Source organism: Streptomyces sp. NPDC048484 (assembly GCF_040651415.1).
GTDB lineage: Bacteria > Actinomycetota > Actinomycetes > Streptomycetales > Streptomycetaceae > Streptomyces.
The window spans coordinates 104,300-129,049 of record NZ_JBEZJY010000016.1 but is presented as its reverse complement, the minus strand read 5'-3'; the positions used below and the strand labels follow the sequence as shown (position 1 = coordinate 129,049).

The 24,750-nt window shown below is 71.3% G+C and carries 23 protein-coding genes; 16 read left to right on the top strand and 7 right to left on the bottom strand.

The window, feature by feature from the left end:
* Positions 1 to 4 precede the first annotated feature (4 nt).
* Positions 5 to 1,024: an ABC transporter ATP-binding protein gene (locus AB0D14_RS18170; protein WP_362779956.1), complete on the top strand. Its 1,020-nt coding sequence runs from the start codon at positions 5 to 7 to the stop codon at positions 1,022 to 1,024.
* Positions 1,017 to 2,144, top strand: a complete 1,128-nt coding sequence (locus tag AB0D14_RS18165) for a dipeptide ABC transporter ATP-binding protein (RefSeq protein WP_362779954.1) — start codon at positions 1,017 to 1,019, stop codon at positions 2,142 to 2,144. Before AB0D14_RS18170 ends, AB0D14_RS18165 begins: the two co-directional genes overlap by 8 nt.
* Before the next feature lie 260 nt (positions 2,145 to 2,404).
* Here the strand turns inward: AB0D14_RS18165 and AB0D14_RS18160 are convergent, their stop codons facing one another.
* Positions 2,405 to 4,561 carry a prolyl oligopeptidase family serine peptidase gene (locus AB0D14_RS18160; RefSeq protein WP_362779951.1) on the bottom strand — a complete coding sequence of 719 codons (2,157 nt, stop codon included), beginning with the start codon at positions 4,559 to 4,561 and terminating at the stop codon, positions 2,405 to 2,407.
* A 199-nt stretch (positions 4,562 to 4,760) separates the two neighbouring features.
* On the opposite strand from AB0D14_RS18160, the gene AB0D14_RS18155 reads away from it, so the two are divergent.
* The 4 genes from AB0D14_RS18155 to AB0D14_RS18140 all read left to right on the top strand — a co-directional run bounded on the left by AB0D14_RS18155 (position 4,761) and on the right by AB0D14_RS18140 (position 9,368).
* A complete protein-coding gene (locus tag AB0D14_RS18155) occupies positions 4,761 to 4,955 on the top strand; it encodes a hypothetical protein (protein ID WP_362779950.1) in 195 nt (64 codons plus the stop codon).
* 222 nt (positions 4,956 to 5,177) lie between these two features.
* Positions 5,178 to 6,218, top strand: a complete 1,041-nt coding sequence (gene mshB / locus AB0D14_RS18150) for an N-acetyl-1-D-myo-inositol-2-amino-2-deoxy-alpha-D-glucopyranoside deacetylase (RefSeq protein ID WP_362779947.1) — start codon at positions 5,178 to 5,180, stop codon at positions 6,216 to 6,218.
* The gene (locus tag AB0D14_RS18145; RefSeq protein WP_362779945.1) at positions 6,215 to 6,640 is read left to right on the top strand and encodes a DUF6113 family protein; all 426 of its coding nucleotides are present in this window, start codon (positions 6,215 to 6,217) and stop codon (positions 6,638 to 6,640) included. The genes mshB and AB0D14_RS18145 overlap by 4 nt, the downstream gene beginning before the upstream one ends.
* 250 nt (positions 6,641 to 6,890) lie before the next feature.
* A complete protein-coding gene (locus AB0D14_RS18140) occupies positions 6,891 to 9,368 on the top strand; it encodes a hypothetical protein (RefSeq protein WP_362779942.1) in 2,478 nt (825 codons plus the stop codon).
* Between the two features lie 139 nt (positions 9,369 to 9,507).
* On the opposite strand, the gene AB0D14_RS18135 is transcribed toward AB0D14_RS18140, so the two are convergent.
* Positions 9,508 to 10,359, bottom strand: coding sequence for a transglutaminase-like domain-containing protein (locus AB0D14_RS18135; protein WP_362779939.1), 852 nt, complete (start codon positions 10,357 to 10,359; stop codon positions 9,508 to 9,510).
* A gap of 17 nt (positions 10,360 to 10,376) precedes the next feature.
* A complete protein-coding gene (locus tag AB0D14_RS18130) occupies positions 10,377 to 11,543 on the bottom strand; it encodes a GNAT family N-acetyltransferase (protein WP_362779936.1) in 1,167 nt (388 codons plus the stop codon).
* Positions 11,544 to 11,684: 141 nt separating this feature from the next.
* On the opposite strand from AB0D14_RS18130, the gene fdxA reads away from it, so the two are divergent.
* Both fdxA and AB0D14_RS18120 read left to right on the top strand, forming a co-directional pair.
* Positions 11,685 to 12,005 (top strand): ferredoxin, encoded by a 321-nt coding sequence (gene fdxA, locus AB0D14_RS18125; RefSeq protein ID WP_018089397.1) that lies wholly within the window; start codon positions 11,685 to 11,687, stop codon positions 12,003 to 12,005.
* A 190-nt stretch (positions 12,006 to 12,195) separates the two neighbouring features.
* Positions 12,196 to 13,296, top strand: a complete 1,101-nt coding sequence (locus AB0D14_RS18120) for a bifunctional succinyldiaminopimelate transaminase/glutamate-prephenate aminotransferase (protein ID WP_362779933.1) — start codon at positions 12,196 to 12,198, stop codon at positions 13,294 to 13,296.
* Between the two features lie 99 nt (positions 13,297 to 13,395).
* Here the strand turns inward: AB0D14_RS18120 and AB0D14_RS18115 are convergent, their stop codons facing one another.
* A complete protein-coding gene (locus tag AB0D14_RS18115) occupies positions 13,396 to 13,833 on the bottom strand; it encodes an ATP-binding protein (protein ID WP_362779932.1) in 438 nt (145 codons plus the stop codon).
* A gap of 547 nt (positions 13,834 to 14,380) precedes the next feature.
* On the opposite strand from AB0D14_RS18115, the gene dapE reads away from it, so the two are divergent.
* Entirely contained in the window at positions 14,381 to 15,460 is a 1,080-nt protein-coding gene (gene dapE / locus AB0D14_RS18110; protein WP_362779929.1) for a succinyl-diaminopimelate desuccinylase, read from the top strand.
* Between the two features lie 132 nt (positions 15,461 to 15,592).
* Positions 15,593 to 16,351, top strand: a complete 759-nt coding sequence (locus AB0D14_RS18105) for a TIGR00730 family Rossman fold protein (protein WP_362779927.1) — start codon at positions 15,593 to 15,595, stop codon at positions 16,349 to 16,351.
* Between the two features lie 121 nt (positions 16,352 to 16,472).
* On the opposite strand, the gene folP is transcribed toward AB0D14_RS18105, so the two are convergent.
* A complete protein-coding gene (gene folP / locus AB0D14_RS18100; protein WP_362779924.1) occupies positions 16,473 to 17,333 on the bottom strand; it encodes a dihydropteroate synthase in 861 nt (286 codons plus the stop codon).
* Positions 17,334 to 17,521: 188 nt separating this feature from the next.
* Here folP and AB0D14_RS18095 point away from each other — a divergent pair, with 188 nt between their 5' ends.
* Together AB0D14_RS18095 and AB0D14_RS18090 are read left to right on the top strand one after the other, a co-directional pair.
* A complete protein-coding gene (locus tag AB0D14_RS18095) occupies positions 17,522 to 17,872 on the top strand; it encodes a DivIVA domain-containing protein (protein WP_362780085.1) in 351 nt (116 codons plus the stop codon).
* Complete coding sequence (locus AB0D14_RS18090) at positions 17,869 to 18,471, top strand: DNA-3-methyladenine glycosylase I (protein ID WP_362779923.1); 603 nt, start codon at positions 17,869 to 17,871, stop codon at positions 18,469 to 18,471. The genes AB0D14_RS18095 and AB0D14_RS18090 overlap by 4 nt, the downstream gene beginning before the upstream one ends.
* On the opposite strand, the gene AB0D14_RS18085 is transcribed toward AB0D14_RS18090, so the two are convergent.
* Positions 18,452 to 19,258 carry an enoyl-CoA hydratase-related protein gene (locus AB0D14_RS18085; RefSeq protein WP_362779921.1) on the bottom strand — a complete coding sequence of 269 codons (807 nt, stop codon included), beginning with the start codon at positions 19,256 to 19,258 and terminating at the stop codon, positions 18,452 to 18,454. The genes AB0D14_RS18090 and AB0D14_RS18085 overlap by 20 nt on opposite strands.
* 356 nt (positions 19,259 to 19,614) lie before the next feature.
* Between AB0D14_RS18085 and AB0D14_RS18080 the strand changes: the two genes are divergently transcribed.
* The gene (locus tag AB0D14_RS18080; RefSeq protein WP_003966491.1) at positions 19,615 to 19,782 is read left to right on the top strand and encodes a DUF3117 domain-containing protein; all 168 of its coding nucleotides are present in this window, start codon (positions 19,615 to 19,617) and stop codon (positions 19,780 to 19,782) included.
* 293 nt (positions 19,783 to 20,075) lie between these two features.
* Here the strand turns inward: AB0D14_RS18080 and AB0D14_RS18075 are convergent, their stop codons facing one another.
* Entirely contained in the window at positions 20,076 to 20,774 is a 699-nt protein-coding gene (locus AB0D14_RS18075; RefSeq protein WP_362780083.1) for an O-methyltransferase, read from the bottom strand.
* Positions 20,775 to 20,988: 214 nt separating this feature from the next.
* On the opposite strand from AB0D14_RS18075, the gene sigE reads away from it, so the two are divergent.
* The 3 genes from sigE (at position 20,989) to AB0D14_RS18060 (ending at position 24,626) form a co-directional block, all read left to right on the top strand.
* On the top strand, positions 20,989 to 21,687 hold the full coding sequence (sigE, locus tag AB0D14_RS18070; protein WP_362779918.1) for an RNA polymerase sigma factor SigE: 699 nt from the start codon (positions 20,989 to 20,991) through the stop codon (positions 21,685 to 21,687).
* Positions 21,684 to 22,649: an anti-sigma factor gene (locus AB0D14_RS18065; protein ID WP_362779917.1), complete on the top strand. Its 966-nt coding sequence runs from the start codon at positions 21,684 to 21,686 to the stop codon at positions 22,647 to 22,649. The genes sigE and AB0D14_RS18065 overlap by 4 nt, the downstream gene beginning before the upstream one ends.
* A 138-nt stretch (positions 22,650 to 22,787) precedes the next feature.
* Positions 22,788 to 24,626 carry a trypsin-like peptidase domain-containing protein gene (locus AB0D14_RS18060; protein WP_362779915.1) on the top strand — a complete coding sequence of 613 codons (1,839 nt, stop codon included), beginning with the start codon at positions 22,788 to 22,790 and terminating at the stop codon, positions 24,624 to 24,626.
* Positions 24,627 to 24,750: the final 124 nt, after the last annotated feature.

Below are 24,750 nucleotides of genomic sequence, written 5' to 3'. Positions count from 1 at the left end.
CGACGTGCTGCTCGAAGTGCGCGACCTGCACGTGGAGTTCAGAACCCGGGACGGGGTGGCCAAGGCCGTCAACGGTGTCACCTACGGCGTGGACGAGGGCGAGACGCTCGCCGTGCTCGGCGAGTCCGGCTCCGGCAAGTCCGTGACCGCGCAGGCCGTGATGGGCATCCTCGACACCCCGCCCGGGAAGATCACCGCGGGAGAGATCCTCTTCCAGGGCCAGGACCTCCTGAAGTTCAAGGAGGCGGACCGGCGCAAGGTCCGCGGCGCCCAGATGGCGATGATCTTCCAGGACGCGCTGTCGTCCCTGAACCCGGTGCTCAGCGTCGGCGCCCAGCTCGGCGAGATGTTCACGGTCCACCGAGGGATGTCCAGGAAGGACGCGAAGGCGAAGGCCGTCGAACTGATGGACCGGGTACGCATCCCGGGCGCGGCCTCCCGCGTGGGTGACTACCCCCACCAGTTCTCCGGCGGTATGCGCCAGCGCATCATGATCGCGATGGCGCTGGCCCTCGAACCCGCCCTGATCATCGCCGACGAACCCACCACCGCCCTCGACGTCACCGTCCAGGCCCAGGTCATGGACCTGCTCGCCGAACTCCAGCGCGAGCTCAACATGGGCCTCATCCTCATCACCCACGACCTCGGCGTGGTCGCGGACGTCGCCGACCGGATCGCCGTGATGTACGCGGGCCGGATCGTCGAGTCCGCCCCGGTCCACGACATCTACAAGGCCCCGGCGCACCCGTACACGAAGGGCCTCCTGGAGTCGATCCCACGGCTCGACCAGAAGGGCAAGGAGCTCTACGCGATCAAGGGCCTGCCGCCGAACCTGATGCACATCCCGCCGGGCTGCGCCTTCAACCCGCGCTGCCCGATGGCCCGGGACGTCTGCCGGACCGACGTACCGCCGCTGTACGAGGTGACCGGGTCGACCGGGGCGACCGAGGTGGCCGGGGTGGCCGAGGCGGGCCCGAACCGCAGGAGCGCCTGCCACTTCTGGAGGGAGTGCCTCCATGGCTGAGTCTGTTGAACCCGCTGAGCCGATCCTTCAGGTGCGGGGCCTGGTCAAGCACTACCCGCTCACCCAGGGCGTCGTCTTCAGGAAACAGGTCGGCGCGGTGAAGGCCGTCGACGGAGTCGACTTCGAACTCGGCGCCGGAGAAACCCTCGGCATCGTCGGCGAGTCCGGCTGCGGCAAGTCGACGGTCGCCAGAATGCTGGTCAACCTGGAACGGCCGACTGCGGGCGAGATCAGGTACAAGGGCGAGGACATCACCAAGCTGTCCGGCCGCGCCCTGAAGGCCGTACGCCGCAACATCCAGATGGTCTTCCAGGATCCGTACACCTCGCTCAACCCCCGGATGACCGTCGGCGACATCATCGGGGAACCGTACGAGATCCATCCCGAGGTCGCGCCGAAGGGCGACCGGCGCAGGCAGGTTCAGGACCTGCTGGACGTGGTCGGGCTCAACCCCGAGTACATCAACCGCTATCCGCACCAGTTCTCCGGCGGCCAGCGCCAGCGCATCGGCATCGCGCGCGGCCTCGCCCTGCGTCCCGAGATCATCGTCGCGGACGAGCCGGTGTCGGCCCTGGACGTGTCCGTACAGGCGCAGGTGATCAACCTGATGGACCACCTCCAGAGCGAGTTCAGTCTGTCGTACGTCTTCATCGCGCACGACCTGTCCATCGTGCGCCACATCTCGGACCGGGTCGGTGTGATGTACCTCGGCCGGATCGTGGAGACCGGCAGGGACGCCGAGATCTACGACCACCCGACGCACCCCTACACCCAGGCGCTGCTGTCCGCCGTGCCCGTCCCGGACCCGGAGGCCCGTGAGCACCGGGAGCGGATCATCCTCTTCGGCGACGTGCCCTCACCGGCGAACATCCCCTCCGGCTGCCGCTTCCGCACCCGCTGCTGGAAGGCCGCGGAGCGGTGCGCGATGGAGGTCCCGCTGCTCGCGGTGCCCGCGGCGTTCCGGTACGAGGCCGGTCCGGCCGCCCATGACTCGGCCTGCCACTTCGCCGAGGAGAAACAGGTCGTACCGCCCGAGGAGCCGCCGGGCGGGACTCCGGGCAGGACTCCGGGCAGGGTCCCGGGTAAAACTCCGGACGAGCCGACCGACGAGCTGAAATAGGATGACAAACACGCATCAACTTCGTTAACAAGCAGGCAACTTGGCCGACCCGGCACCGATATACGGACGCGCCACTCTGAACAGCGTACGGCCGTGCGGGTGCCGTGGACCGGCCGGGGAGCGCCATGTCTCCCCGGCCGGTCGCCATGTGTACGCGGTTCCGTCCGCCGATCCCCGCGCGGTTCCGTACCCCGATCCCCGCGCCGTTCCGTACCCCGATCCCCGCGCCGTTCCGTGCGCCGATCCCTGGGCCGGTTTTTCTACCGCAGTCCGAGCGACCGCTTCAGGAAGTCCACCTGGAGCAGCAGCAGGTTCTCGGCGACCTGCTCCTGCGGGGTCATGTGCGTGACCCCGGAGAGCGGCAGCACCTCGTGCGGGCGGCCCGCGGCCAGCAGCGCGGACGACAGCCGCAGCGAGTGCGCGACGACCACGTTGTCGTCGGCGAGACCGTGCACGATCATCATGGGCCGCGCCGGTTCGGCGGCCTCCACGAGGCCGTTGTCGTCGATCAGCGAGTTCGCGGCGTACACCTCGGGCTGCCGGTTCGGATCGCCCAGATACCGCTCCGTGTAGTGGGTGTCGTACAGCCGCTGGTCGGTGACCGGCGCGCCCAGCACGCCCGCGTGGAAGACGTCGGGGCGGCGCAGCACCGCGAGCCCCGCGAGATAGCCGCCGAACGACCAGCCGCGGATCGCCACCCGGGTCAGGTCCAGCGGGAAGCGCTCGGCGAGTGCCTGGAGGGCGTGGATCTGGTCGTCCACGGCGATTGCCGCCAGATCGTTCTTGATCGCCTTCTCCCAGGCCGGCGAGCGGCCCGGCATGCCCCGTCCGTCCGCCACGATCACGGCGAACCCCTGATCCGCGAACCACTGTGGAGTGAGGTACGCGTTGTGTGCGGCCAGCACGCGCTGCCCGTGCGGACCGCCGTACGGGTCCAGCAGAACCGGAAGAGGACCATCCGTGTAATCCGTGGGGAGCACAACGGCGCACGGCACCCGGCGCGCACCCGCTTCCGTGAGGTGCACGCGCGGGCTCATTCCGGGGTGCTCGGCGTACGAGGCCACTGTCACCGGCTCCGCCCGGCCTCCGGCCCGGTGGCCCCCCGCCTCCTTCCGGTCGCTGTCGCGCACCACCTGGACCTGGGTTCCCGGCCGTTCGGGAACGGCCGACAGGAGCACGGTCACGCCGCCCGCCCGCACCGCCGAGTGCACGCCGGGCTCCTGCGAAATCCGTTCCATGCCCAGGTCGTTGACCCGGTAGACGTGTACTTCCCCGGTTTCCGCGTCGGCCGCCGCCAGGCCGGCCGACGCGGAAACGAGTACATCGCCGTCCGACACGTCCAGCACGGCACGCACCTGCAACTGCGGTCCCGTCAGCGGGCGTTCGCCGACCGCCAGCACCCGCGCCCCGCCCTCGTCGGCGATCCGTACGAGCTGTCCGCTCGGGCTCCAGCTCGGCACACCGGGGAAAAGATCAAGCCATTGTGGATCTTCGTCCGCGTGGACCATCCTGGTCACCCCGGTGTCCGGGTCGACGGCCAGATAAAGCTGGCTCGTCTGGTCCCGCGCCTGCACGAGCAGCAGCGGTGCTCCGGCCGCTGACCAGTGCACTCGCGCCAGATAGGGGTAGCGGGCCCGGTCCCACAGAACCTCCGTGCGCGCCCCGTCGAGCCCCAGCACGAAGAGCCGTACGTCCGCGTTGTCGGTTCCGGCCACCGGGTAGGCGACCTGCTGCGGCTCGTGCCCGGGATGCGCGGGGTCGGAGATCCACCAGCGGCGTACGGGGGCGTCGTCGGCCCGGGCGACGAGCAGCCGGTCCGACGCCGGCGACCACCAGAAGCCACGCGAACGGCCCATCTCCTCGGCCGCGATGAACTCGGCGAGCCCGTAGGTGACGGTGTCCGACTCGGGCTTCGCGAGCGCCCTGTCCTCCTCGCCCTCGGCTCCGACGACCCGCAGGGCGCCCCCGGCGACGTACGCGACGAGCCGTCCGTCGGGGGACGGGCGGGGGTCGAGGACCGGCCCTGGAACCCGCAGCTCACGTGCCGTTCCGGCCCTCAGTTCGGCGGTGAAGAGCCGCCCTGACAACGCGAAGGACGCCAACTCCACGGCCGCGTCGGTGGCGTAGCCGACGATGCCCGCGCCACCCTCGCGACTGCGCTCGCGCCGTGCCCGCTCCGCCGCCGAGAGCCGTTCCGACGAGCCTCCGAGCAGCGCCCCCGGGTCGGCGGCCGGGCGCTCCTTGCCGCTCGCCACGTCGAGGACCCACAGCTGGTTCGCCCGGTCGGTGCCGGACGAGGACCGCAGGAACACGACACGCGAACCGTCGGGGGCCACGGTGAACGCACGGGGCGCGCCGAGGGTGAAGCGCAGGGTACGTGCCTGCCGGCGTGGAAAGGACAGAGGCTCGGTCGTCATGCTCCGACCATATTGGCCATGCGCCCCCTTGTGCGGCAGTGCGCCGATCAATGCGCACGCCCGAATAGTTATGATCACTAGCGCTGTGTGGGTATCAACCTGCTGGCTGCTGTACGGATTTACTGCCCCCACCCCCCCATCCCCCATCCCCCTGACCCCCGGCCCCCGTGTCCCTGGGATCCTTTGGAGGTGAGCCGCCGTGGCACTTTCGATTTCGGCGGTGGTGCTACTGGCGATCATCGTCTTCATCCTGGTCAAGAAATCAGGGTTGAAGGCGCCTCACGCCATCGTCTGTGTCCTGCTCGGCTTCTACCTAGCCAGTTCGACGATCGCCCCGACGATCAACGAGCTGACCACGAACATCGCCGGCATGATCGGGGAGATCAAGTTCTGATCCTGGTCCTGACGCCGCCGGACCGTGGGCTCTGGGCCGACCGTCCTGGCCGGCCTTCGGACGCGTACGGCACGAAGTCGGCCCCCGTCACCGGTGAGATCCGGAGGCGGGGGCCGACGACTCCCGTGGTGGAAGAGCCTGTGCCCGGACCGCAGGCTGAAGAGATCTTCGCGGAAGCGGGCGCTCGATCGGTGGCGGGCGAGCGCCTCGTAGGCTGGGGTCATGACGGAACCGCCCTCCTCCGGCCCCCGGCCGGGGGAAACCCCCTCCCGCCCCGCCCGGCGTCTGCTCCTGGTGCACGCGCATCCGGACGACGAGGCGATCAACAACGGTGCGACCATGGCCCGGTACGCGGCCACGGGCGCCCAGGTCACCCTTGTGACCTGCACGCTGGGCGAACAGGGCGAGGTCATCCCGCCCGAGCTGGCCCATCTGTCGGGCGAGGAGCTCGGCGCGTACCGCCGCGGGGAGCTTGCCGAGGCGATGCGCGAGCTGGGTGTCCGTGACGCCCGTTCCCTCGGCGGTGCCGGCCGCTACCAGGACTCCGGGATGATGGGCCTCCCGGAGAACGACAACCCGCGCTGCTTCTGGCGGGCCGATGTCGACGAGGCCGCCGCGGACCTGGTCCGGGTGATCCGCGAGGTGCGCCCCCAGGTGCTCGTCACCTACGACCCGAACGGCGGATACGGCCATCCGGATCACATCCAGGCCCACCGCGTCGCGATGCGGGCCGCTGACCTGGCGGCCGAGCCGGACTTCCGGACCGGCATCGGCGCCGGCATCGGTGCTGACACCGGTAACCGCGCCGGTACCGACCTCGGCGAACCGTGGGCGATCGCGAAGATCTACTGGAACCGTGTGCCGCGGTCCGTCGCCGAAGAGGGTTTCGCCCGCCTGAAGGACGTATCCGACGAACTGCCGTTCCCTGCCTCCGCCGCCGTTGACGACGTGCCGGGTGTGGTGGACGACTCCGTGATCACCACGGAGATCGACGGCATCGCCCAGGACGGCCTCAGCTACGCCGCCGCCAAGGCCGCCGCGATGCGGGCGCACGCCACCCAGATCGAGGTCGCCGAACCGTGGTTCGCCCTCTCCAACCGGCTCGCCCAGCCCCTCTTCCCCGTGGAGTACTACGAGTTGGTACGCGGCGAGCGGACCGGGACGGCACGCGAGACCGACCTGTTCGCAGGGATTTCCGCAGCAATCACCGCGGAGACCAGCGTAGAGACCAGCGCAGAAACTACCGAGGACGGTACCCGATGAACGCGGCGGACAGGTCGAACGCGAGCAGCATGCTCGCCCAGCCCCTGCGACCGCCCTCGGCCGCCCGGATCGCCGCCCACCTGGGGCTCTTCGTGCTCGGCGCGGTGGTCGCGGTGGCCGGGGCGCTGGTCCAGCCGGGTTGGTTCCCGGGCGGGTTGCTGCTCGCGCTGGCCGGTGCGGCGGGGCTGTTCCTGGGGGGATCGCGTGCGACCGGCGGCCGGGCCGGGGCGGTCGCGCCCGCGGCCGGCTGGATGATCGCCGTCGTCCTGCTCACCGCCAGTCGCCCGGAGGGTGACTTCCTCTTCGCCGCAGGAGCCGGCTCCTACCTCTTCCTGCTCGGCGGGATGGCTGTGGCTGTGATGTGTGCCACGCTTGGCCACGGGCGGCAACCAGGCGGACCCGCCGTCCGACTTGGCAAGTGACGTACCGCTTCGCCACAACGCGCAGGTGCAAGTCCGGTGTGGGTTTCCCCGATGGCCGCAAGATGCGGGAGGCAAGTGGCCAGTATGGTGGTGCGCGCCGCCGAGCCGCCCGAATCGAGGTCGAGTAAACGGGCGGTGGAGCCAACCAGGAGAACCTGCCTTGAGTCGTGAAACTGACAGTTCGTCCTCCGGGCCCAACGGGCGCGGGGGAACCGCATACCCGTCGGGGACTCCGCCGTACGGAACGCCCATGGCTTCCGACGCCGACGCCGACGAGGCTCGTACCGCCGGTGAACGGCCGGAACAGCCCAAGACCGAGACCACGCTGACGACGCGGATCCGCATCAACATCCCCGGATCCCGGCCGATTCCGCCGGTCGTCGTGCGCACCCCCGTCGCGAACAAGGGGCCCTCCGACGCCACTGGTGCGTCGCAGCCGCCCGCCCCGGACACCGGGCCGGGCGCCGGACCAGGGGCCCCTGCGGGCAGGCCGGTGGACTCCGACACGGGGTCCCACGCCATGCCCGGCGCCGGTGGCGGCGGCCCCGAGGACAAGACGAGCGACTGGTTCGCGCCGCGCAAGTCCGGTGCGCCGAAGAGCGGGCCGGGCGGCGGCAACGCCAACGGCGCCGGTCTGGCCGCCGGTTCGAGCGCCCAGGGCCCGGCGACGGGCACCGGTGCGGGAGTTGGTCCCACCGGCGCGCCCGCAGCGCGGCCCGGCGGCGCCGGTACGCCCACGGGCGCCGGTGCCGGTGGTCCCAGGCCCGGTGGTACCGGCGGTACCAACGGCGCCGGGCTGGCCGGCGCGGGCGGTACCGGGCCTGTGGCGCCCGGTCACGGCGGCGGTACCGGCTCCTTCGACGTGTCCCGGGCGCTGGCGGCGGGGCCGCTGGGCGCCGGACCCGGCGGGTCGCCGTATCCGACGGGCGGCAGCGACAGCGGCGGCGAACCGCGCCGCGACGGGCTCCCGTACTTCTCCGACGGCGTCCGGGGCGGGCCTGCGGGCCCGACCGCCGGACCGGCCACCGGCGACACGCCCCTGACGGCGCCCGGTGCCCCGCGCGGCCAGGGCTCCTCCGGCGGCCCGAGCGGCGGCCAGAGCGGCCAGAACGGCCAAGGCTTCCCGAATGGCCCTGGCGGCCCCGGAAATTCTGGCGGCCCTGGCGGCCAGGGTGGTCCCGGCGGTCCTGGCGGCGCGGGCTTCCCCGGCGGGCCCGGTGGCCAAGGTGCCCCCGGCGGCCAAGGCGGCTCCGGTCGCCACGGTGCGCCCGGCGGCCACGGTGCGCCCGGCGGCCACGGTGCGCCCGGCGGTCCTGGCGGCCCCGGTGGTCCTGGCGGCGCCAGCTTCTCCGGCGGGCCCGGTGCTCCCGGCGGCCAAGGCGGCCCCGGGCGCCACGGTGCTCCCGGCAGCCCCGGTGGTCCGGGCGGACCCGGTGTCCAAGACGCCTCCGGCTTCCCCGGCGGCAAGGGCGCCCAGGGTGGCTCCGCCTTCTCCGGCTTCCCCGAGGGGGCAGGCCGTCCCGGTGGCGCCATGAGCGACGACACCGCGATCCTCACCCCGCAGAAGCCCGCGCCCGAACCAGGTGCGCCGGGCTACGACGGCGTCGGTGAGAACGTCTCCGGGCACACCCTGACCAGCGGCATCCCCGTCGTGGCCCCCGCTCCGAACTCGCCGTTCGGACCGGGCGCGCACACCGACGGACCGCTTCCGCACCAGCCCCCGAAGCTGCCTGAGCCGGTCTCACCGGCCCCGCCCGCGGCCTCGCGGCCCAAGAAGAAAAAGGGGCGCAACAAGCTGGTGCTCCTGGTCACCGGCGCGGTGACCCTGGGCGGCATCGCGTACGGCGCCGGACTGCTCATGAACCACTCCGACGTGCCCAAGGGCTCCAGCGTGCTCGGTGTGGACATCGGAGGCGGCACCCGCGACGAGGCCGTCAAGAAGCTCGACGACGCGTTCAAGACGCGTGCGGCCAAGCCGCTCCAGCTCGCCGTCGAGGGCGACACCGTCGCGCTCAAGCCGGACCAGGCCGGGCTTCAGCTCGACAGCCAGGCCACCGTGCGGGCCGCCGCGGGCAGCGACTACAACCCCGTCTCGGTGATCGGCTCGCTGTTCGGCAACGAGCGTGTCATCGCCCCCGTGATGCCCGTCGACGAGGAGAAGCTGGCCGCCGCCCTGGAGCGGGCCGCGGGCGGCTCGGGCTCGGCGACCGAGGGCACGATCAAGTTCCAGTCGGGCAAGGCCGTCGCCGTCTACGGCAAGGCGGGCCAGGGCATCGACATCGGCCAGTCGACGGATGCCGTCGAGGAGGCGTACCGCACCCAGGTGGAGACCGGGAAGTCGGCCGCCGTGAAGGTGCCCACCACGGCCAAGGAGCCCAAGGTCACCAAGGCCGAGGTCGACCGCATGATGAAGGAGTTCGCGCAGCCGGCGATGTCGGGCCTCGTGACCGTCAAGGCGGGCACGGCGGTGGTCCAGTTCAGCCCGGAGAACTCCCTGTGGAAGTTCCTCGGCGTCAAGGCCACCCCCCAGGGCAAGCTGGTCGACTACTACGACCTGGCCGCGCTCAAGGAGCTGTACGGCGGCGCGTTCGACGGCGTGCTGATCACCCGGGGCAACGGCAACAAGACCGCCGTGACCCCGCAGGACGTGGTCGGCGCGCTGCGCAAGGCACTGCTCGGCAAGACGGCGGCGGACCGCGTCGGCACGATCGAGACCAACGCCGACTAGAGCCACGGCACCAGGACGGACCTGCCCGGTCGCAGCGTTGACAGGGCAGGCTGACAGGGCACCCGGCGATGACCGGGTGCCCTCTCCTGTTCGAACGCCCGCCGGGCCCGCACGGGCCCTCCTGGAACCTTCTGGGGCCTCAGTTGAGCATCGCGCGGGCCGCGTGCGCCTGGCTGCGTACGCGATCGGCCGCCGGTTCGTCGACGGCGGCCACGATCTCCGCGTACGCGTCGAGTTCCGTGGCGCCCGTGAGGAAGTCGCCCCGCTGAACGAGGAGCTGGGCGCGCTCGTAGCGCAGACGGGCCGGGTGGGAGGGAAGCAGAAGGGAGAGGTCGACCGCCCAGAGGGCGACGTCGGAACGTTCGGGACGGGCGGCGGCCCAGGCACGGATGTTGTTGAGGATGCGCAGGACGACGTCGAGCGGATCGGCGGGCGAGAGCATCGACGGGTCGAGCGGCGAGCCCGTGGCACCGGCCACCATCAGTTCGGCGTCGGTGCCGGTCAGGACGCGGCCGCCGTCGAAGGGGTCGACGAGGACCTGCTGCTCGGGCGGACCGAAGCCGACGACGAAGTGGCCGGGCAGGGCGACCCCGTAGACAGGCGCCCCGGCCCTCCTCGCGACCTCCATCCACACCACCGAGAGCAGGATGGGCAGCCCACGGCGGCGCCGCAGCACCTCGTGGAGCAGGGAGGACTGCAGACGCTGGTAGTCGCCGGGCGCACCGCGGAACCCGAGCCTGCCGCCGAGGTGCTCGGCGAGTGCCGTGGCCCAGGACCGCGGGCCGCCGGGCTGGAAGGGCAGTTCCCCCGCCAGCCGGTCCAGCTCCATCTGTGCCGCGTCCATCCCGGACTCGGCCAGTTCCCCGTCCGCCTGTCCGCCCACCAGCAGACACAGGGCGGCCAGGTCGGGGCGCTCGGCCCGTGCCTCGTCGCCGAACCGCCGCCGCCACTCGGCGCTCCGCTCCGGCCCAGGAGGATGAAGAGGACGCATAGCTGCCTCGTGCCCTTTCACGCCGATCGATACCGGTCCGTGGCTCCGCCACCGATTTCCCCGCGAGGACCGCTGGTGCGGCCGAAGCTGCCCGAGTGCTCGACATCCCCGTCCGGGCCCCCGTCCGGGCCCCTTCGCGGGATCGGGTCGGCCGTCGCCGTAGTCGTCGCCGTCTCCGTCTCCGCGGGCTCGCGGTAGTGGTGGTACGCGTGATGGGCGGCGAAGCCCATCCGGCCGTACAGCGCCCGTGCTCCCGTGTTCTCGGCCTCCACCTGGAGCCAGCCGGCCGAGGCACCCTCGGCCAGGGCCCGGCGGGCGAGCGCCGTCATGACGGTGGTGGCGAGGCCCTGACGGCGCAGCGCGGGGTCCACCTCCACCGCGGCGAACCCGGCCCAGCGACCGTCGACCACACAGCGGCCGATCGCCGCCGGCACGCCCGGCTCGGTGCCGGGCACGGTCGCGAACCACACCGAGGGCCCGCTGCCCAGCACCTTCAGGGCCACCTCGCTCACCCCCTTGCGCTGGTAGCGGCCCAGCCAGCCCTCGTCCGCCGCGCGCGACAGTGTGACCGTCCGCTCCGGGTCCGGGTCCGGGAGGTCGGCCACCGGTGCCAGCGCGCCGATCCACAGCTCCGCGGTCACCTCCCGCACCCAGCCCCGCGCTTCCAGCTCGGCGCACAGCGGCTCCTGCGTGCCCTCCGCGCCCGTCGCGGTCTGCGTGTACGCGGGCAGCCCCCGGGCCGCGTACCACTCGCGTACGAGCGACAGCGCCTCGTCCAGGGGTACGCCAGGATCACCGAGGGGCAGTACCGAGTTGGCGCGCCGGGTGAAGCCGGACGCGGCCCGCAGTTCCCACTCGCCGAGCCGCTCCCGTTCCACCGGCTGCCAGGCTCGCGCGGCGACCCGCGCGAGTTCCCCGTACGAGGCCGCGGGGCCTCGCCGACGAGCCGGCGCGGAGGGGACGACCTTGCCCGCCACCAGCGCCGATTCCGGAATCCGGACGCTTTCCCCGGACCGGCGTGTGATCAGCAGCACACCGGCGTCCCATGATGTGAGAACGCCGACCGTGTCGGTGAACTTCTCACCCTCGGGGGCCCCTTCGCGCAACCGTCGTACCGAGACGCGTTTCCCCACGTCAGCGGGGGTGACACGGACCTTGAGGCGGAAGTGTGCAGAGAAATCCACAGCTCAGTCCAACCCTCCTGTTCGGATCATGCCCAAGAACGGAGATACTAGGTGTGGGCATCGACGACGCCGCGCTCCCGCGCGCCAGGTGGCGGAGCCTGAAGACGGCTCGCCAGCGCCCTATCGAGGAGGAACGACAGCGTGACCTACGTCATCGCGCAGCCTTGTGTCGACGTCAAGGACAAGGCGTGCATCGAGGAGTGCCCGGTCGACTGCATCTACGAGGGCTCCCGGTCCTTGTACATCCACCCGGACGAATGCGTCGACTGTGGTGCCTGTGAGCCGGTCTGCCCGGTCGAGGCGATCTTCTACGAGGACGACACTCCGGAGGAGTGGAAGGACTACTACAAGGCGAACGTCGAGTTCTTCGACGAACTCGGCTCGCCCGGCGGTGCCAGCAAGCTGGGACTCATCGAGCGCGACCACCCCTTCATCGCAGCGCTGCCGCCGCAGAACCAGTAAGCGGCCCGTGCGCTCGCGGCCCCCGCCCGGCGGTGGCCGGGGGAGTGCCGACTCGGTCCCGTACGGCGCCGCCGTACGGGACCGCCGTGTTTGCCGCGCGCGCCCACACGTACGCATGTATGCCTGTGTGTATGTACGTACGTGCGGACGTGTGGACGTGTCGTTCGTGCGAGAAAGTGAGTCAGAACCCGTGTCCGCAGTCTCCGACCGGCTTCCCGCCTTCCCCTGGGACAAGCTGGACCCCTTCAAGGCGACGGCCGCCGCTCACCCGGGCGGCATCGTCGACCTCTCCGTCGGTACCCCGGTCGACCCGGTGCCCGAGCTGATCCAGAAAGCTCTGGTCGCGGCCGCCGACTCGCCCGGCTATCCCACGGTGTGGGGCACCCCGGAGCTGCGGGACGCGCTGGTCGGCTGGTGCGAGCGGCGGCTGGGCGCTCGGGACTTCACTCACCGCAACGTACTGCCGGTGGTCGGGTCCAAGGAGCTGGTGGCCTGGCTGCCGACCCAGCTGGGACTCGGACCGGGGGACAAGGTGGCCTACCCCCGACTGGCGTACCCGACGTACGAGGTCGGCGCCCGGCTGGCCCGCGCGGACCATGTCGCGTACCAGGATCCGACCGAGCTGGACCCCGCCGGCCTGAAGCTGCTGTGGCTCAACTCCCCGTCGAACCCCACGGGCCGGGTGCTCTCCCTGCCGGAACTCACCCGGATCGTGGCCTGGGCGCGCGAGCACGGCATCCTCGTCTTCGCCGACGAGTGCTACATCGAGCTGGGCTGGGAGGCCGACCCGGTCTCGGTCCTGCATCCCGAGGTGTGCGGCGGTTCGTACGAGGGGATCGTCGCGGTCCACTCGCTGTCGAAGCGGTCGAACCTCGCCGGCTACCGGTCGGCGTTCCTCGCCGGTGACTCCGCGGTCCTGGGCGACCTTCTCCAGATCCGCAAGCACGGCGGCATGATGACCTCCGCGCCCACGCAGGCCGCCACGGTCGCCGCCCTCTCCGACGACACCCACGTCCATGAGCAGCGCGAGCGGTACGCGGCCCGCCGCCAGGTCCTCCGCGACGCCCTCGTGTGGCACGGCTTCCGTATCGAGCACAGTGAGGCGAGCCTCTACCTCTGGGCGACCCGGGGCGAGTCCTGCTGGGACACGGTGGCCCACCTGGCCGCCCTCGGCATCCTGGTGGCCCCGGGTGACTTCTACGGCCCCGCTGGCGACTCGTTCGTACGCGTGGCCCTGACAGCGACGGACGAGCGGGTCCAGGCAGCGGTGGACCGCCTGGCGCCCCGATGACGCCTGACGGCACAGCCGGAACCCCGTAACGCCTGACGGCACAGCAGGAGGGGCCCAGAGACAGACTCCCTGGGCCCCTCCGTCATTCGGTCCGGGCGACTAGCCCAGCGGCAGCCCCTGCAGCGGGAGCTGCTCGGTGGGCAGTCCGCTCGTGGCGACCGCGCCGGCCGGCAGGCTGCCACTGGTGGCCGATCGTGCGGTGTCACCGAGCACGCTGCCCGTGGTCCCGGCGACCTCCCCGGCGGTCCGCTGCGCGGCGGGCGTCGCGGTCTTGATGGCCTTGCCGCCGGCCTTGCCCGCGGTCGGCACGGCCTTCTTCACGGCCTTGCTGCCGGTGTCGCCGGCCATCCCGGTGACGTTCTGAGTGGCACCGTCGATGGTGGTGCCCGCGTTGTCCAGCGCGGTCATGCCGCCGAGGTCGGGGGTGGCCGGCAGTTCGGCCGCGCTCGCGGAGCCGGCCGCACCGACCACGGGCGCCGCTCCCGCCGCGATGAGCAGCGCGACACGGGCGATCCGACGGGTCAGGGGGAGGGACATGGTGCTCCTTTGACGGAAGAGAACGATGAAATGTTCTGCCGTGCCCGGCAGTTGACCGACTGGCTGTCGGACGGCCGTTGATCGACCGGCTGTTGATCGTTCCGGGCTCGGACGCAGTGACTACCGCTCGAAGTCCGCGAAGGTTGCGGTGGCCGGACGTAAAGAGTTGGTAATGCGTCGCATTATCGGCTGCGGAGAAACCCGGGCAAAGGTGGCCTGGTAGGAAAGTCTGCTGAATCCCTACGCCCCTTTGTTCCCAAGGGATTTGCCGTCAACGGGGCAGGTGTGCGGGAGGTCCTGAGAAAACCTGGGCAAGTCTGCGACCCGGCACGCCGGGAGTGCCCCCAACGGGTGAAGGTCCGTACTACTGCCCAGTGACGATTCGGACTTCGCCCGTGGCGTTCCCGGAGGCCGAGTCGCCGATCCGCCATTCACTCCGGGCACTTCGGGTGTTCCCGGCCGTCCCCACGCGGCCCGCGTAAGAGACCCGCTCCACGCGTTGTGGGCCGGCGAGGCCGGTACGGGGCGGCGCGTTAGGGTCGACGGTATGGCCGACACCCCACTTGACCTCACCCTGGACGCCGCCCGGCTCACCGCGCGGCTCGTCGACTTCCCCTCGGAGAGCGGCACGGAGAAGCCCCTCGCGGACGCCGTCGAGACCGCTCTGCGCGCCCTGCCGCACCTCACGGTCGACCGGTACGGCAACAACGTCGTCGCGCGTACGAACCTGGGCCGGGCCGAGCGTGTGGTCCTGGCCGGACACATCGACACGGTCCCCATCGCGGACAACGTGCCGTCGCGCCTGGACGAGGACGGCGTGCTCTGGGGCTGCGGCACCTGCGACATGAAGTCGGGCGTCGCGGTGCAGCTGAGGATCGCGGCCACGGTGCCGGCCCCCAATCGCGACCTCACCTTCATCTTCTACGACAACGAAGAGGTCTCCGCCGACCTGAACGGTCTGAAGCATGTGGCCGAGGCCCGTCCCGAGTGGCTGGAGGGCGACTTCGCGGTCCTTCTGGAGCCCTCCGACGGGCAGGTCGAGGGCGGCTGTCAGGGGACCCTGCGGGTGCTGCTGACGACGAAGGGCGAGCGGGCGCACTCCGCGCGAAGCTGGATGGGCTCGAACGCCATCCACGCCGCCTCCCCGATCCTCGCGCGCCTCGCCTCCTACGAGCCGCGCTACCCGGTCATCGACGGCCTGGAATACCGCGAGGGCCTGAACGCCGTAGGGATCTCGGGCGGGGTCGCGGGCAACGTCATCCCCGACGAGTGCGTGGTGAGCGTCAACTTCCGCTACGCGCCCGACCGCAGCGAGGAGGAGGCCATCGCCCACGTCCGCGAGGTCTTCGCCGACTGCGGTGTCGACGAGTTCGTCGTCGACGACCACAGCGGCGCCGCGCTGCCCGGTCTGTCCCACCCCGCGGCGGCCGCCTTCATCAAGGCCGTCGGGGGCACTCCCCAGCCCAAGTACGGCTGGACGGACGTCTCCCGTTTCAGCGCGCTCGGTATCCCGGCGGTCAACTACGGACCTGGCAATCCACACTTGGCGCACAAGCGCGACGAAAGGGTGGAAACCGGAAAGATCTTGGCGGGCGAGGAGCGGCTGAGGGCCTGGCTGACGGCCTGACCTGCCACCGGCCTGCCACCGGATCCCATGCTTCCGTCACAGGGGTTCGTGGCGGACATGCCCAGGTCCCCCCTCCGTAACCCGCGTAGATCTACGCTGAGGTGGAACGATCGCCAAGCGGAGGGAGCGGACATGGCTACCGGCAACCCCGAGGGCAGCAAGCAGCCACCGGAGGAGCAGCAGCTGGGCCCCGTGCTGCGCAGGCGGGGACAGGTGCAGGCGAGCACGACGGACCAGCGGCTGCTGGACGCCGGCGGGCCGTCGGACTGGGTGCACACCGATCCCTGGCGCGTGCTGCGCATCCAGTCGGAGTTCATCGAGGGCTTCGGCACACTGGCCGAACTCCCGGCCGCCATCAGCGTGTTCGGCTCGGCGCGCACCCCGGCGGGCTCTCCCGAGTACGAGGCGGGGGTCGCGCTCGGCCGCGGTCTGGTCGAGGCGGGCTTCGCGGTGATCACCGGCGGTGGCCCGGGGGCCATGGAGGCCGCCAACAAGGGCGCCTGCGAGGCGGAGGGCATCTCCGTCGGCCTCGGCATCGAGCTGCCCTTCGAGCAGGGGCTCAACGAGTACGTCGACATCGGTCTCAACTTCCGGTACTTCTTCGTCCGCAAGATGATGTTCGTCAAGTACGCGCAGGGGTTCGTGGTCCTGCCCGGCGGTCTCGGCACCCTTGACGAACTCTTCGAGGCCCTCACCCTCGTGCAGACCCAGAAGGTCACCCGCTTCCCGATCGTGCTCTTCGGCACGGAGTACTGGGGCGGTCTCGTGGACTGGCTCAAGAACACCCTGATCGCCCAGGGCAAGGCCTCGGAGAAGGACCTGCTCCTGTTCCACCTCACGGACGACGTGGACGAGGCGGTGGCACTGGTGTCGAAGGAGGCGGGGAGGTAGGGGGGGCGGGGTTTGTCAGCCCGTCCGGCGTTTGAGGACGAGCGCGTTCAGCGCGATTGCGGGGGCCTGGGGGCGCAGCCCCCAGGTACGGGACGGGAAGGGGCGGCGGGGGCGAAAAGGCTTAGGCCAGCCCCCGCCGGGCAACCGCCGGCGCCCGGTGCCCCGCGATCGACGCCACCATGTCCAGCACCTGCCGGGTCTCGGCAACCTCGTGGACCCGGTACACCTGAGCCCCCAGCCAGGCGGACACTGCAGTGGTCGCGAGAGTCCCCACCACCCGCTCCTTGACCGGCCGGTCGAGCGTCTCACCCACGAAGTCCTTGTTGGACAGCGAGACCAGCACGGGCCACCCGGTGTCGACCATTTCCCCGAGCCGCCGCGTGGCCTCCAGACTGTGCCGGGTGTTCTTGCCGAAGTCGTGCCCCGGATCGATGAGCACGGCTTCCCGGGGCACCCCCGACGACACGGCCCGTTCGGCCAGCCCCAGCGTCACCCGAAGGATGTCGGCCATGACGTCGTCGTAGGCGATGCGGTGCGGACGCGTACGAGGCTGCGTGCCGCCCGCGTGTGTGCACACGATGCCGGCCCCGTACCGCCCGGCGACCTCGGCGAGCCGCGGATCGACACCGCCCCACGCGTCGTTCAGAAGGTCCGCGCCCGCCTCGCACACGGCCTCGCCCACGTCGTGCCGCCAGGTGTCGACGCTGATGACCACGTCGGGGAAGCGACGCCGCACCTCGGCGACGAAGCCGACGGTTCGCCGCGCCTCCTCCTCGGCGGACACCTCCTCGCCGGGCCCGGCCTTGACCCCGCCGATGTCGATGATGGCGGCGCCCTCGGCCACCGCCTGCTCCACGCGCTCGAGCGCCGGCTCGTCGCGGAAGGTGGCGCCCTGGTCGTAGAAGGAGTCCGGGGTCCGGTTCACGATCGCCATGATCACCGGCTCGTGCGCGTCGAACTCGCGCCTGCCCAGCCTGAGCATCCCCTGTGACCTCTCCCAGTAGTTGACAGCCAGTGATTGCCGGCTGGATGACAGCCGGTAATCGCCGGCGGACGTCGCCGTTCCGCCGCCTGCGACCCTAACTCTCAGAGTCGCATGGCACGATCGGTGCCTGACACTTTCCGTGCCGACGCGCCCCGCGTCGGCATCAGAGCGTGGGGACCTCAGAGATGTTCATGTTCCTGTTCCTGGTCGTCGCCTTGGTCGTCGTGGTCGGCGCGGTGACCCTCTCCCTGGTCGGAGGCGGTGACAGCGGTGCCCTGCCGGAGGTGGCACCGGAGCGTCTGCGGGACCCGCTGCCCCTGGACCGCCCCCTGCACCGCGGCGACGTGGAGGCAGTGCGCTTCCCGCTGACCCTGCGTGGCTACCGCATGGCGGACGTCGACGACGCCCTGGGCCGCCTCGGCGCCGAACTGGCCGAGCGGGACGACCGGATCGCCGGCCTGGAGGCCGCGCTGGCCGGGGCCCGCTCGACCGCGGTCGCCTCCCTGGAGAAGCCCGCGGAGGAGGACCACCGGTGAGCGACGCTCTGAAGGGCGCCGACGGGGCGCTGCGCTGCCCCTGGGCCCTGTCGGCCGAGGACTATGTGGCCTACCACGACGACGAGTGGGGCCGCCCGGTCCACGGCGACGACGCGCTGTACGAGCGGCTGTGCCTGGAGGCCTTCCAGTCGGGCCTGTCCTGGATCACGATCCTGCGCCGCCGCGAGGGCTTCCGTACCGCCTTCGCCGGCTTCAGGATCGCCGAGGTGGCGATGTTCACGGACGTCGACAAGGAGCGTCTCCTCGCCGACCCGGGCATCATCCGCAACCGCGCCAAGATCGAGGCGACGGTGGCCAACGCGCGCGTGCTGGCCGACTGGGCCCCGGGCGAGCTCGACGAGCTGATCTGGTCGTACGCACCGGATCCGGCATCCCGCCCCGTCCCCAGGACCCTCGCCGACGTCCCGGCAGTCACCGACGAGTCCACGGCTCTTTCCAAGGCCCTGAAAAAGCGGGGCATCCGCTTCGTGGGCCCGACGACGGCCTACGCGTTGATACAGGCCTGCGGTCTGGTCAACGACCACCTGGCAGGCTGCGCCTCCAGAGCGGCGGCGTGCGTCACCGTCCCAGGTACTTAGGTTTCTCCTTGTTGACGAACGCCTGCACCGCGATCATGTGGTCCTCCGAGGACCCCGCCCGCGTCTGCAGTTCGTCCTCCTTCTCCAGCGTCTCCTCCAGGGAGTGGGAGATCCCGTAGGCGAGGGACTCCTTGAGCGCCGCGTACGCCACGGTCGGCCCCTCGGCCAGCGTGCGGGCCAGCTTCAGGGCCTCGGCGGCCAGTTCGGCGGAGGGTACGACCCGGTTGGCGATCCCCAGCTCGTACGCCTCCTGCGCGGTGATGCTGCGCGGGAAGAGCAGCAGGTCGGCGGCGCGGGAGGGCCCGACGACCCGGGGCAGCGTCCACGAGATCCCCGAGTCGGCGGTCAAGGCGACCCCCGCGAAGGACGTGTTGAAGGCGGCAGTGTCGGCGACGATGCGGTAGTCCGCGGCGAGCGCGAACCCGAAACCCGCGCCGGCCGCGACGCCGTTGACCGCGGCCACCACCGGCTTCGCCGCCCCGGTCAGGGCCCGCACGATCGGGTTGTAGTGCTCCTGGACCGTGCTCATCACGTTGTCGCCCGCACCTGATTCGCGCGCTGTCAGCAGCCCACCGACGTGCTCCTTGAGGTCCTGGCCCACGCAGAACGCACGGTCACCGGACGCGGTGAGCAGCACGGCCCGTACGGAGTCGTCCGCCGCGGCCGCCCGCGCCGCCTCCCGGAGGGCGACCTTGGTCTCGGTGTTCATCGCGTTCATCGCCCCGGGGCGGTTCAACGTGATCGTCGCCAGTCCGTCGCTCACCTCGTAGAGCACGGTGTCGGCCATGATGATCCCCTCGGTGTCGCGGCTCCGTCGTACCCGTCGGTACGGCTTCCGAGGACAGCATGGCGGAGATCACGATGAGCGGCGGGGTTCGTACATGTGACCTGCGTCAAAGAATTCCGCTGTCCGAAAGTCCATGCAGTGGCGCAGTATCGCAGCCACACCGCCGAAATGGGTGGTTTTGCTCAAGCGCGTTGCGCAAGCGATGCCGACTGATGTTGGTCATCGGGTCCTGAGATGCGGGATAATGGCTTGGAAGCAATGTGTTCGATGCCGGTGACGCGTGTCCGACGAAAGGATGCGTGCCCTTCAACGGGGCCGTCGGCGACGATGAGCTGGTTTCAGGAAGGGGAACGAGCATGGCGGCCATGAAGCCGCGAACGGGCGATGGCCCGCTCGAGGTGACCAAGGAGGGGCGGGGCATCGTCATGCGCGTTCCGCTCGAAGGCGGCGGTCGGCTCGTCGTCGAGCTGACCCCCGACGAGGCTGACGCGCTGGGCGATGCCCTCAAGAAGGTCGTCGGCTGACGCGGAACGCGACCATACCTTTCGCCTGCCCCGGCATCAACGCGATGCCGGGGCAGTGGTGTGTCCGAGGTACGTCACCGACGCGCGCCCGAGCGTCACGGACGCGCGCCCGAGGCGTCACAGACGTGTGCCTGAGGGGTCACCGGCGTACGTCTGAGGGCTCACCGGCGTGCGTCCGAGGTTCCGGTGTGCGCTTGAGGGCTCACCGGTGTGCGCTTGAGGTGGCGGCGCGGAGCAGTCGCTGGGTCCGTGCGGGCCGACGCGGTTCCTGTGCTCGTCCGGGTGGGAACGGATCAGCGCTTGACCGCGCACAGCAGGCCGTCGCCCACCGGCAGCAGCGAGGGAACCAGCTCCTGGCTCTCGCGGACCGTGCGCAACAACTCGCGCAACCGCAGTACCTCCGTGGGCTGCGGGCCCGACTCCACCGTCCGCCCGTTCGCGAACACGCCCTCGAAGACGACGAGGCCGCCCGACCGCAGCAGGCGCAACGATTCAGCGAGGTAGTCGAGGGACTCCAGCCGATCACCGTCGCAGAAGACGAGGTCGTACCCCGCGTCCGCGAGCCGGGGCAGGACGTCCAGCGCCCGGCCCGGGATGAAGCGGGCCCGGTTGCTGGCGAAGCCGGCCGCGCGGAAGGCCTGGCGGGCGAACTGCTGGTGCTCCGGCTCCGGGTCGACGGTCGTCAGTACGCCGTCCGGCCGCATGCCGTACAGCAGATGGATTCCGGAGACTCCGGTTCCGGTACCGATCTCCGCGACCGATTTGGCGTCCACGGTGGCGGCGAGCAGGCGCAGGGCTGCGCCCGTGCCTCGCGACACCGAACGCAGACCTGCCTCCCGGGCCCGCTCCCGGGCCCAGTGCAGCACCTCGTCCTCGGAGACAAAGGCGTCGGCGAACGCCCAGCTCGTCAGCCGGTTGCCGGTAATGGCCCTCTCCTGTCCCCGTGGTTGCCTGGGCGTGACTGTATCCGTTGCCGCCGGGAACCTGCAGATGGGACCAGGCGTTCAGAGAGGGTGGGGAACTATACGGGGGTAGCGGATGGATCAGGATGCCCAGCAACTGCTGACGCGGGCAAATGAGCGTGTATCAATTTCTCGTAAAAGCGCTTATCCGGAGCTAACGGGCGAGGTGACTATGGTAGGGGCTCCACTGGACACCACCAGAGCCGACAGGGGAGGTGCGGCTGAACCTGTGGATCGAGGAGGGGTGCTCCGGCGCCTGCTCAGATCGTCGGGGGAGCCGAAATCCGTGAACAACACCGCTGACCGAGCCCGCACTGATTCCGCTCAGACCGCGACCTTCACGTCCGACGCGGACTCGCAGGCGTGGACTCCTCCCACCTGGGAGGAGATCGTCAGCACGCACAGCGGCCGGGTGTACCGGCTCGCCTACCGCCTGACGGGCAACCAGCACGACGCCGAGGACCTGACGCAGGAAGTCTTCGTCCGGGTCTTCCGCTCCTTGTCGACCTACACGCCCGGCACCTTCGAGGGCTGGCTGCACCGCATCACCACGAACCTCTTCCTGGACATGGTCCGCCGCAAGCAGCGCATCCGCTTCGACGCCCTGGGCGACGACGCGGCCGAGCGCCTGCCCAGCCGCGAGCCCTCCCCGCAGCAGGTCTTCAACGACACGCACTTCGACGCGGACGTCCAGCAGGCTCTCGACACCCTCGCACCCGAGTTCCGTGCCGCGGTCGTCCTCTGCGACATCGAGGGGCTTTCGTACGAGGAGATCGCCGCGACCCTGGGCGTCAAGCTCGGTACGGTCCGCAGCCGGATCCACCGCGGTCGCTCCCAGCTGCGCAAGGCGCTCGCCCACCGTTCTCCCGAGGCCCGTGCCGAGCGCCGCGGTTTCGCGGTCACCGGAGTGCCCGCTCTGGGAGGAGGGGGCGCGAGCGCGTGAGCGGATCACGGCTGAATCCTGCCGACGGCCCTCTTGCCGAGCAGCACCTCGGCGACCGACTCTCCGCCCTGGTGGACGGTGAGCTCGGCCACGAGGCGCGTGAGCGCGTCCTGGCGCACCTCGCCACCTGCGCGAAGTGCAAGTCGGAGGCCGACGAGCAGCGACGACTGAAGAACGTGTTCGCGGAGGTCGCCCCGCCACCCCCTTCCGAGAGCTTCCTGGCCAGACTCCAGGGGCTCCCCGGAGGAGGTGACTCGGACGGCGACAGCTCGCGACTGGGCCGGGGAGCGTTCGGGACGTCCGGAGTCTTCGACATGAAGCCGGACTCCTTCGGTTACGTACCCTCCGGCCCCCACGCGGCCGTGCTGCCCTCGGAGCAGCGCGGGTTCCGCATCCACGACATGAGCCGGCGTGAGGCCGAGCGGTCGGCCTCCCGGGGCCTGCGCTTCGCCGCTGCCGCGGCCGGTGCCGTCTCACTCGCCGCGATCGCGCTCGGCGGGGTGTCGACCGGCGTGCCGGCCGACACCGCGGACGTACGGGGCGGTTCGGGTTCCGGAAGCAACGTCACCCCGGCGCGCACCTCGACTACGAGCGGCACGGCCGGCTCCGACTCACAGCGCCGTCGGTCCGTCGCACCGCTGCTCGCGCAGGGCCAGCGCTCCTTCGCCAACGAGGGGGGCGCGCAGACCGAGATGTCCGCGCCGCTGCTGCCCGGCGGTCAGGCGCCCGGTGTGCCCTCATCCGCCGAACCGAGCAAGGGCTCGCTGCACGCGCTGACCACGCCCGTGATGGTGGGTGCCGCCGCGATGTCCCCGCTCATACGTCCGTTTGCCCCGGCCCCACCGGTCGCGCTGACCGCGTGGTCGTCGGCATCGGAGTTCGAGGCGTCTCTGCTGTCGGCCGTTCCGTCGTCCGACCCGTTCGCCGCACCCACGCCTTCCTCCTCGGCCTCCTCGGGCTGAACCGGCCCTCTGCGCGGCGGCCCGCGAACCTGGTTGAATCCAGGGATGGGCCGCGCCTGCCGCAGGGATCCGGGCGTGGAGGTCGACGTACCGCGGCGACCGCCGACGTGCGAGCCGCGGGTCAGGTGTGGGGAGAGCATGGACGAGGGGAAGCCCACGAAGCCGAAGTGGTGGAGCCGGCCACGGACCCACGTGCCGGATTCCGCCCCGGCGGACCCGGTTTCCGCGGGGGACGGCACGAGTGGGCTGCACGGGGGCGACATGGACGGCGACTTCGAGCTGGAGAAGCCTGCGGGTGCCCGTGCCGGGCAGGCCCCAGGTGACGTGAGCGCGCCTGCTTCCGGTGAGCGGCCCAGGCCCCTGCACGCCCCGGACCCCTACAGCACACCGCCGTACGGCGGGCCAGGGCCCTGGGCGCCCGCGCCGCCGGTGCAGCACCCCGCGACGACGCCCGCGCAGGGTACGGCGACGGAAGCCGCGGCTCCGCCCCAGGACACCCCCGGGGAAGCCGGATCCGAGGCGGCTGCCCCGCAGCTGCCCGGCCCGCAGGCGCCCGATTCGCAGTTGCCTGGCCCGCAGACGTCCGGTCTGCAGGCGCCCGATTCGCAGTTGCCCGGCCCGCATGTGCCTGGCCCGCAGGCGCCCGGGCCGCCGCTGTCCGGGCCGCAGCTGCCCGACCCGCACGAGCGGGGTGCTCTCAGCCCGGAGCTGCCCGCCGGCTATCAGGCGGCGGCGCCCCTCCACAGCGCTGCCGACCACGGCGCTCCCGTACCGATTCCCCACACCCCCTGGCAGAACTACGACCCCTGGGCCGCCGCTCCCCTCCAGCACAGCGGGGCTACCGCCGAGGCGCCGAGCGGGCGTCGCCGGCCGACCAGGCGCGCACTGGTCCTGGGCGCCGCCCTGCTCGCCCTCGCCTCCGGAGGCGTCGGCGGGGCCGTGGGCGCCTATCTGGAGCGGAACGGGGGGATCGACGACGTCAAGCTCCCGCAGGTCGGCGTCGAGGCCAAGGGGCGGGCAGCGGACAGCGTGGCCGGTATCGCGGCCAGCGCCCTGCCGAGCGTGGTGACCCTGCACGTGAGCGGCTCGGAGGCACAGGGCACCGGCACGGGCTTCGTACTCGACCGGCGCGGTCACATACTCACCAACAACCACGTCGTCGACCCGGCGGACGGCAGCGGCGAGATATCCGTGACCTTCAGCGGCGGCGAGACCGCCAAGGCGAAGGTCGTGGGCCACGACAGCGGCTACGACCTCGCCGTGGTCAAGGTCACCGGCGTCAGCGGCCTCAGGCCCCTCTCGCTCGGCAACTCCGACAACGTCCAGGTCGGTGACCCCGTCGTCGCCATCGGAGCACCCTTCGACCTGGAGAACACCGTCACCGCGGGCATCATCAGCGCCAAGGAGCGCCCCATCACGGCGGGCGGCGAGGAGGGCGACGGCAGCGACATCTCGTACGTGGACGCGCTGCAGACGGACGCCCCGATAAACCCCGGCAACTCGGGCGGCCCCCTGGTCGACTCCAAGGCCCGCGTCATCGGCATCAACAGCGCCATCCGCTCCGCCGACAGCGGCTCCGACCTGGAAGGCGGCCAGTCCGGCTCGATCGGACTGGGCTTCGCCATACCCATCAACCAGGGCAAGCGCGTCGCCGAGGAGCTCATCAACACCGGCAGGGCGACCCACCCGGTGATAGGCGTGACGCTCGACATGGAGTACACCGGCGACGGCGCCCGCGTCGGCACCAAGGACAAGGGCGGCGGCCCGCCGGTCAACCGGGGCGGCCCCGGCGCCCGGGCCGGCGTCGAGGCCGGCGACGTCATCACCGAGGTCGACGGGCAGCGTGTGCACTCCGGTGAGGAACTCATCGTCAAGACGCGTGCGCACCGGCCCGGCGACCGGCTGGAGCTGACGCTGGAGCGCGACGGCGGGGAGAAGAAGGTCACCCTCGTCCTCGGCTCCGCCGACGGCGACTGACACGGACGGTGACCGGCGGCCCGCCGATCCGACAGGAACTTCACAGGAAGCGGCCCGAAGCCCCGCCCCACAAGGCAAACATCCGGGAAAACCCGCCGTGTACACACGGGACGGGGCCGCGGGA

Excerpts from the sequence above, each read along its gene's own strand:
- AB0D14_RS18165 (WP_362779954.1), top strand. The coding sequence starts at position 1,017 with ATGGCTGAGTCTGTTGAACCCGCTGAGCCGATCCTTCAGGTGCGGGGC.
- AB0D14_RS18160 (WP_362779951.1), bottom strand. The coding sequence starts at position 4,561 with ATGACGACCGAGCCTCTGTCCTTTCCACGCCGGCAGGCACGTACCCTG.
- mshB (WP_362779947.1), top strand. The coding sequence starts at position 5,178 with ATGACGGAACCGCCCTCCTCCGGCCCCCGGCCGGGGGAAACCCCCTCC.
- AB0D14_RS18145 (WP_362779945.1), top strand. The coding sequence starts at position 6,215 with ATGAACGCGGCGGACAGGTCGAACGCGAGCAGCATGCTCGCCCAGCCC.
- AB0D14_RS18140 (WP_362779942.1), top strand. The coding sequence starts at position 6,891 with ATGGCTTCCGACGCCGACGCCGACGAGGCTCGTACCGCCGGTGAACGG.
- AB0D14_RS18135 (WP_362779939.1), bottom strand. The coding sequence starts at position 10,359 with ATGCGTCCTCTTCATCCTCCTGGGCCGGAGCGGAGCGCCGAGTGGCGG.
- AB0D14_RS18115 (WP_362779932.1), bottom strand. The coding sequence starts at position 13,833 with ATGTCCCTCCCCCTGACCCGTCGGATCGCCCGTGTCGCGCTGCTCATC.
- dapE (WP_362779929.1), top strand. The coding sequence starts at position 14,381 with ATGGCCGACACCCCACTTGACCTCACCCTGGACGCCGCCCGGCTCACC.
- AB0D14_RS18105 (WP_362779927.1), top strand. The coding sequence starts at position 15,593 with ATGGCTACCGGCAACCCCGAGGGCAGCAAGCAGCCACCGGAGGAGCAG.
- folP (WP_362779924.1), bottom strand. The coding sequence starts at position 17,333 with ATGCTCAGGCTGGGCAGGCGCGAGTTCGACGCGCACGAGCCGGTGATC.
- AB0D14_RS18095 (WP_362780085.1), top strand. The coding sequence starts at position 17,522 with ATGTTCATGTTCCTGTTCCTGGTCGTCGCCTTGGTCGTCGTGGTCGGC.
- AB0D14_RS18085 (WP_362779921.1), bottom strand. The coding sequence starts at position 19,258 with ATGGCCGACACCGTGCTCTACGAGGTGAGCGACGGACTGGCGACGATC.
- AB0D14_RS18080 (WP_003966491.1), top strand. The coding sequence starts at position 19,615 with ATGGCGGCCATGAAGCCGCGAACGGGCGATGGCCCGCTCGAGGTGACC.
- AB0D14_RS18060 (WP_362779915.1), top strand. The coding sequence starts at position 22,788 with ATGGACGAGGGGAAGCCCACGAAGCCGAAGTGGTGGAGCCGGCCACGG.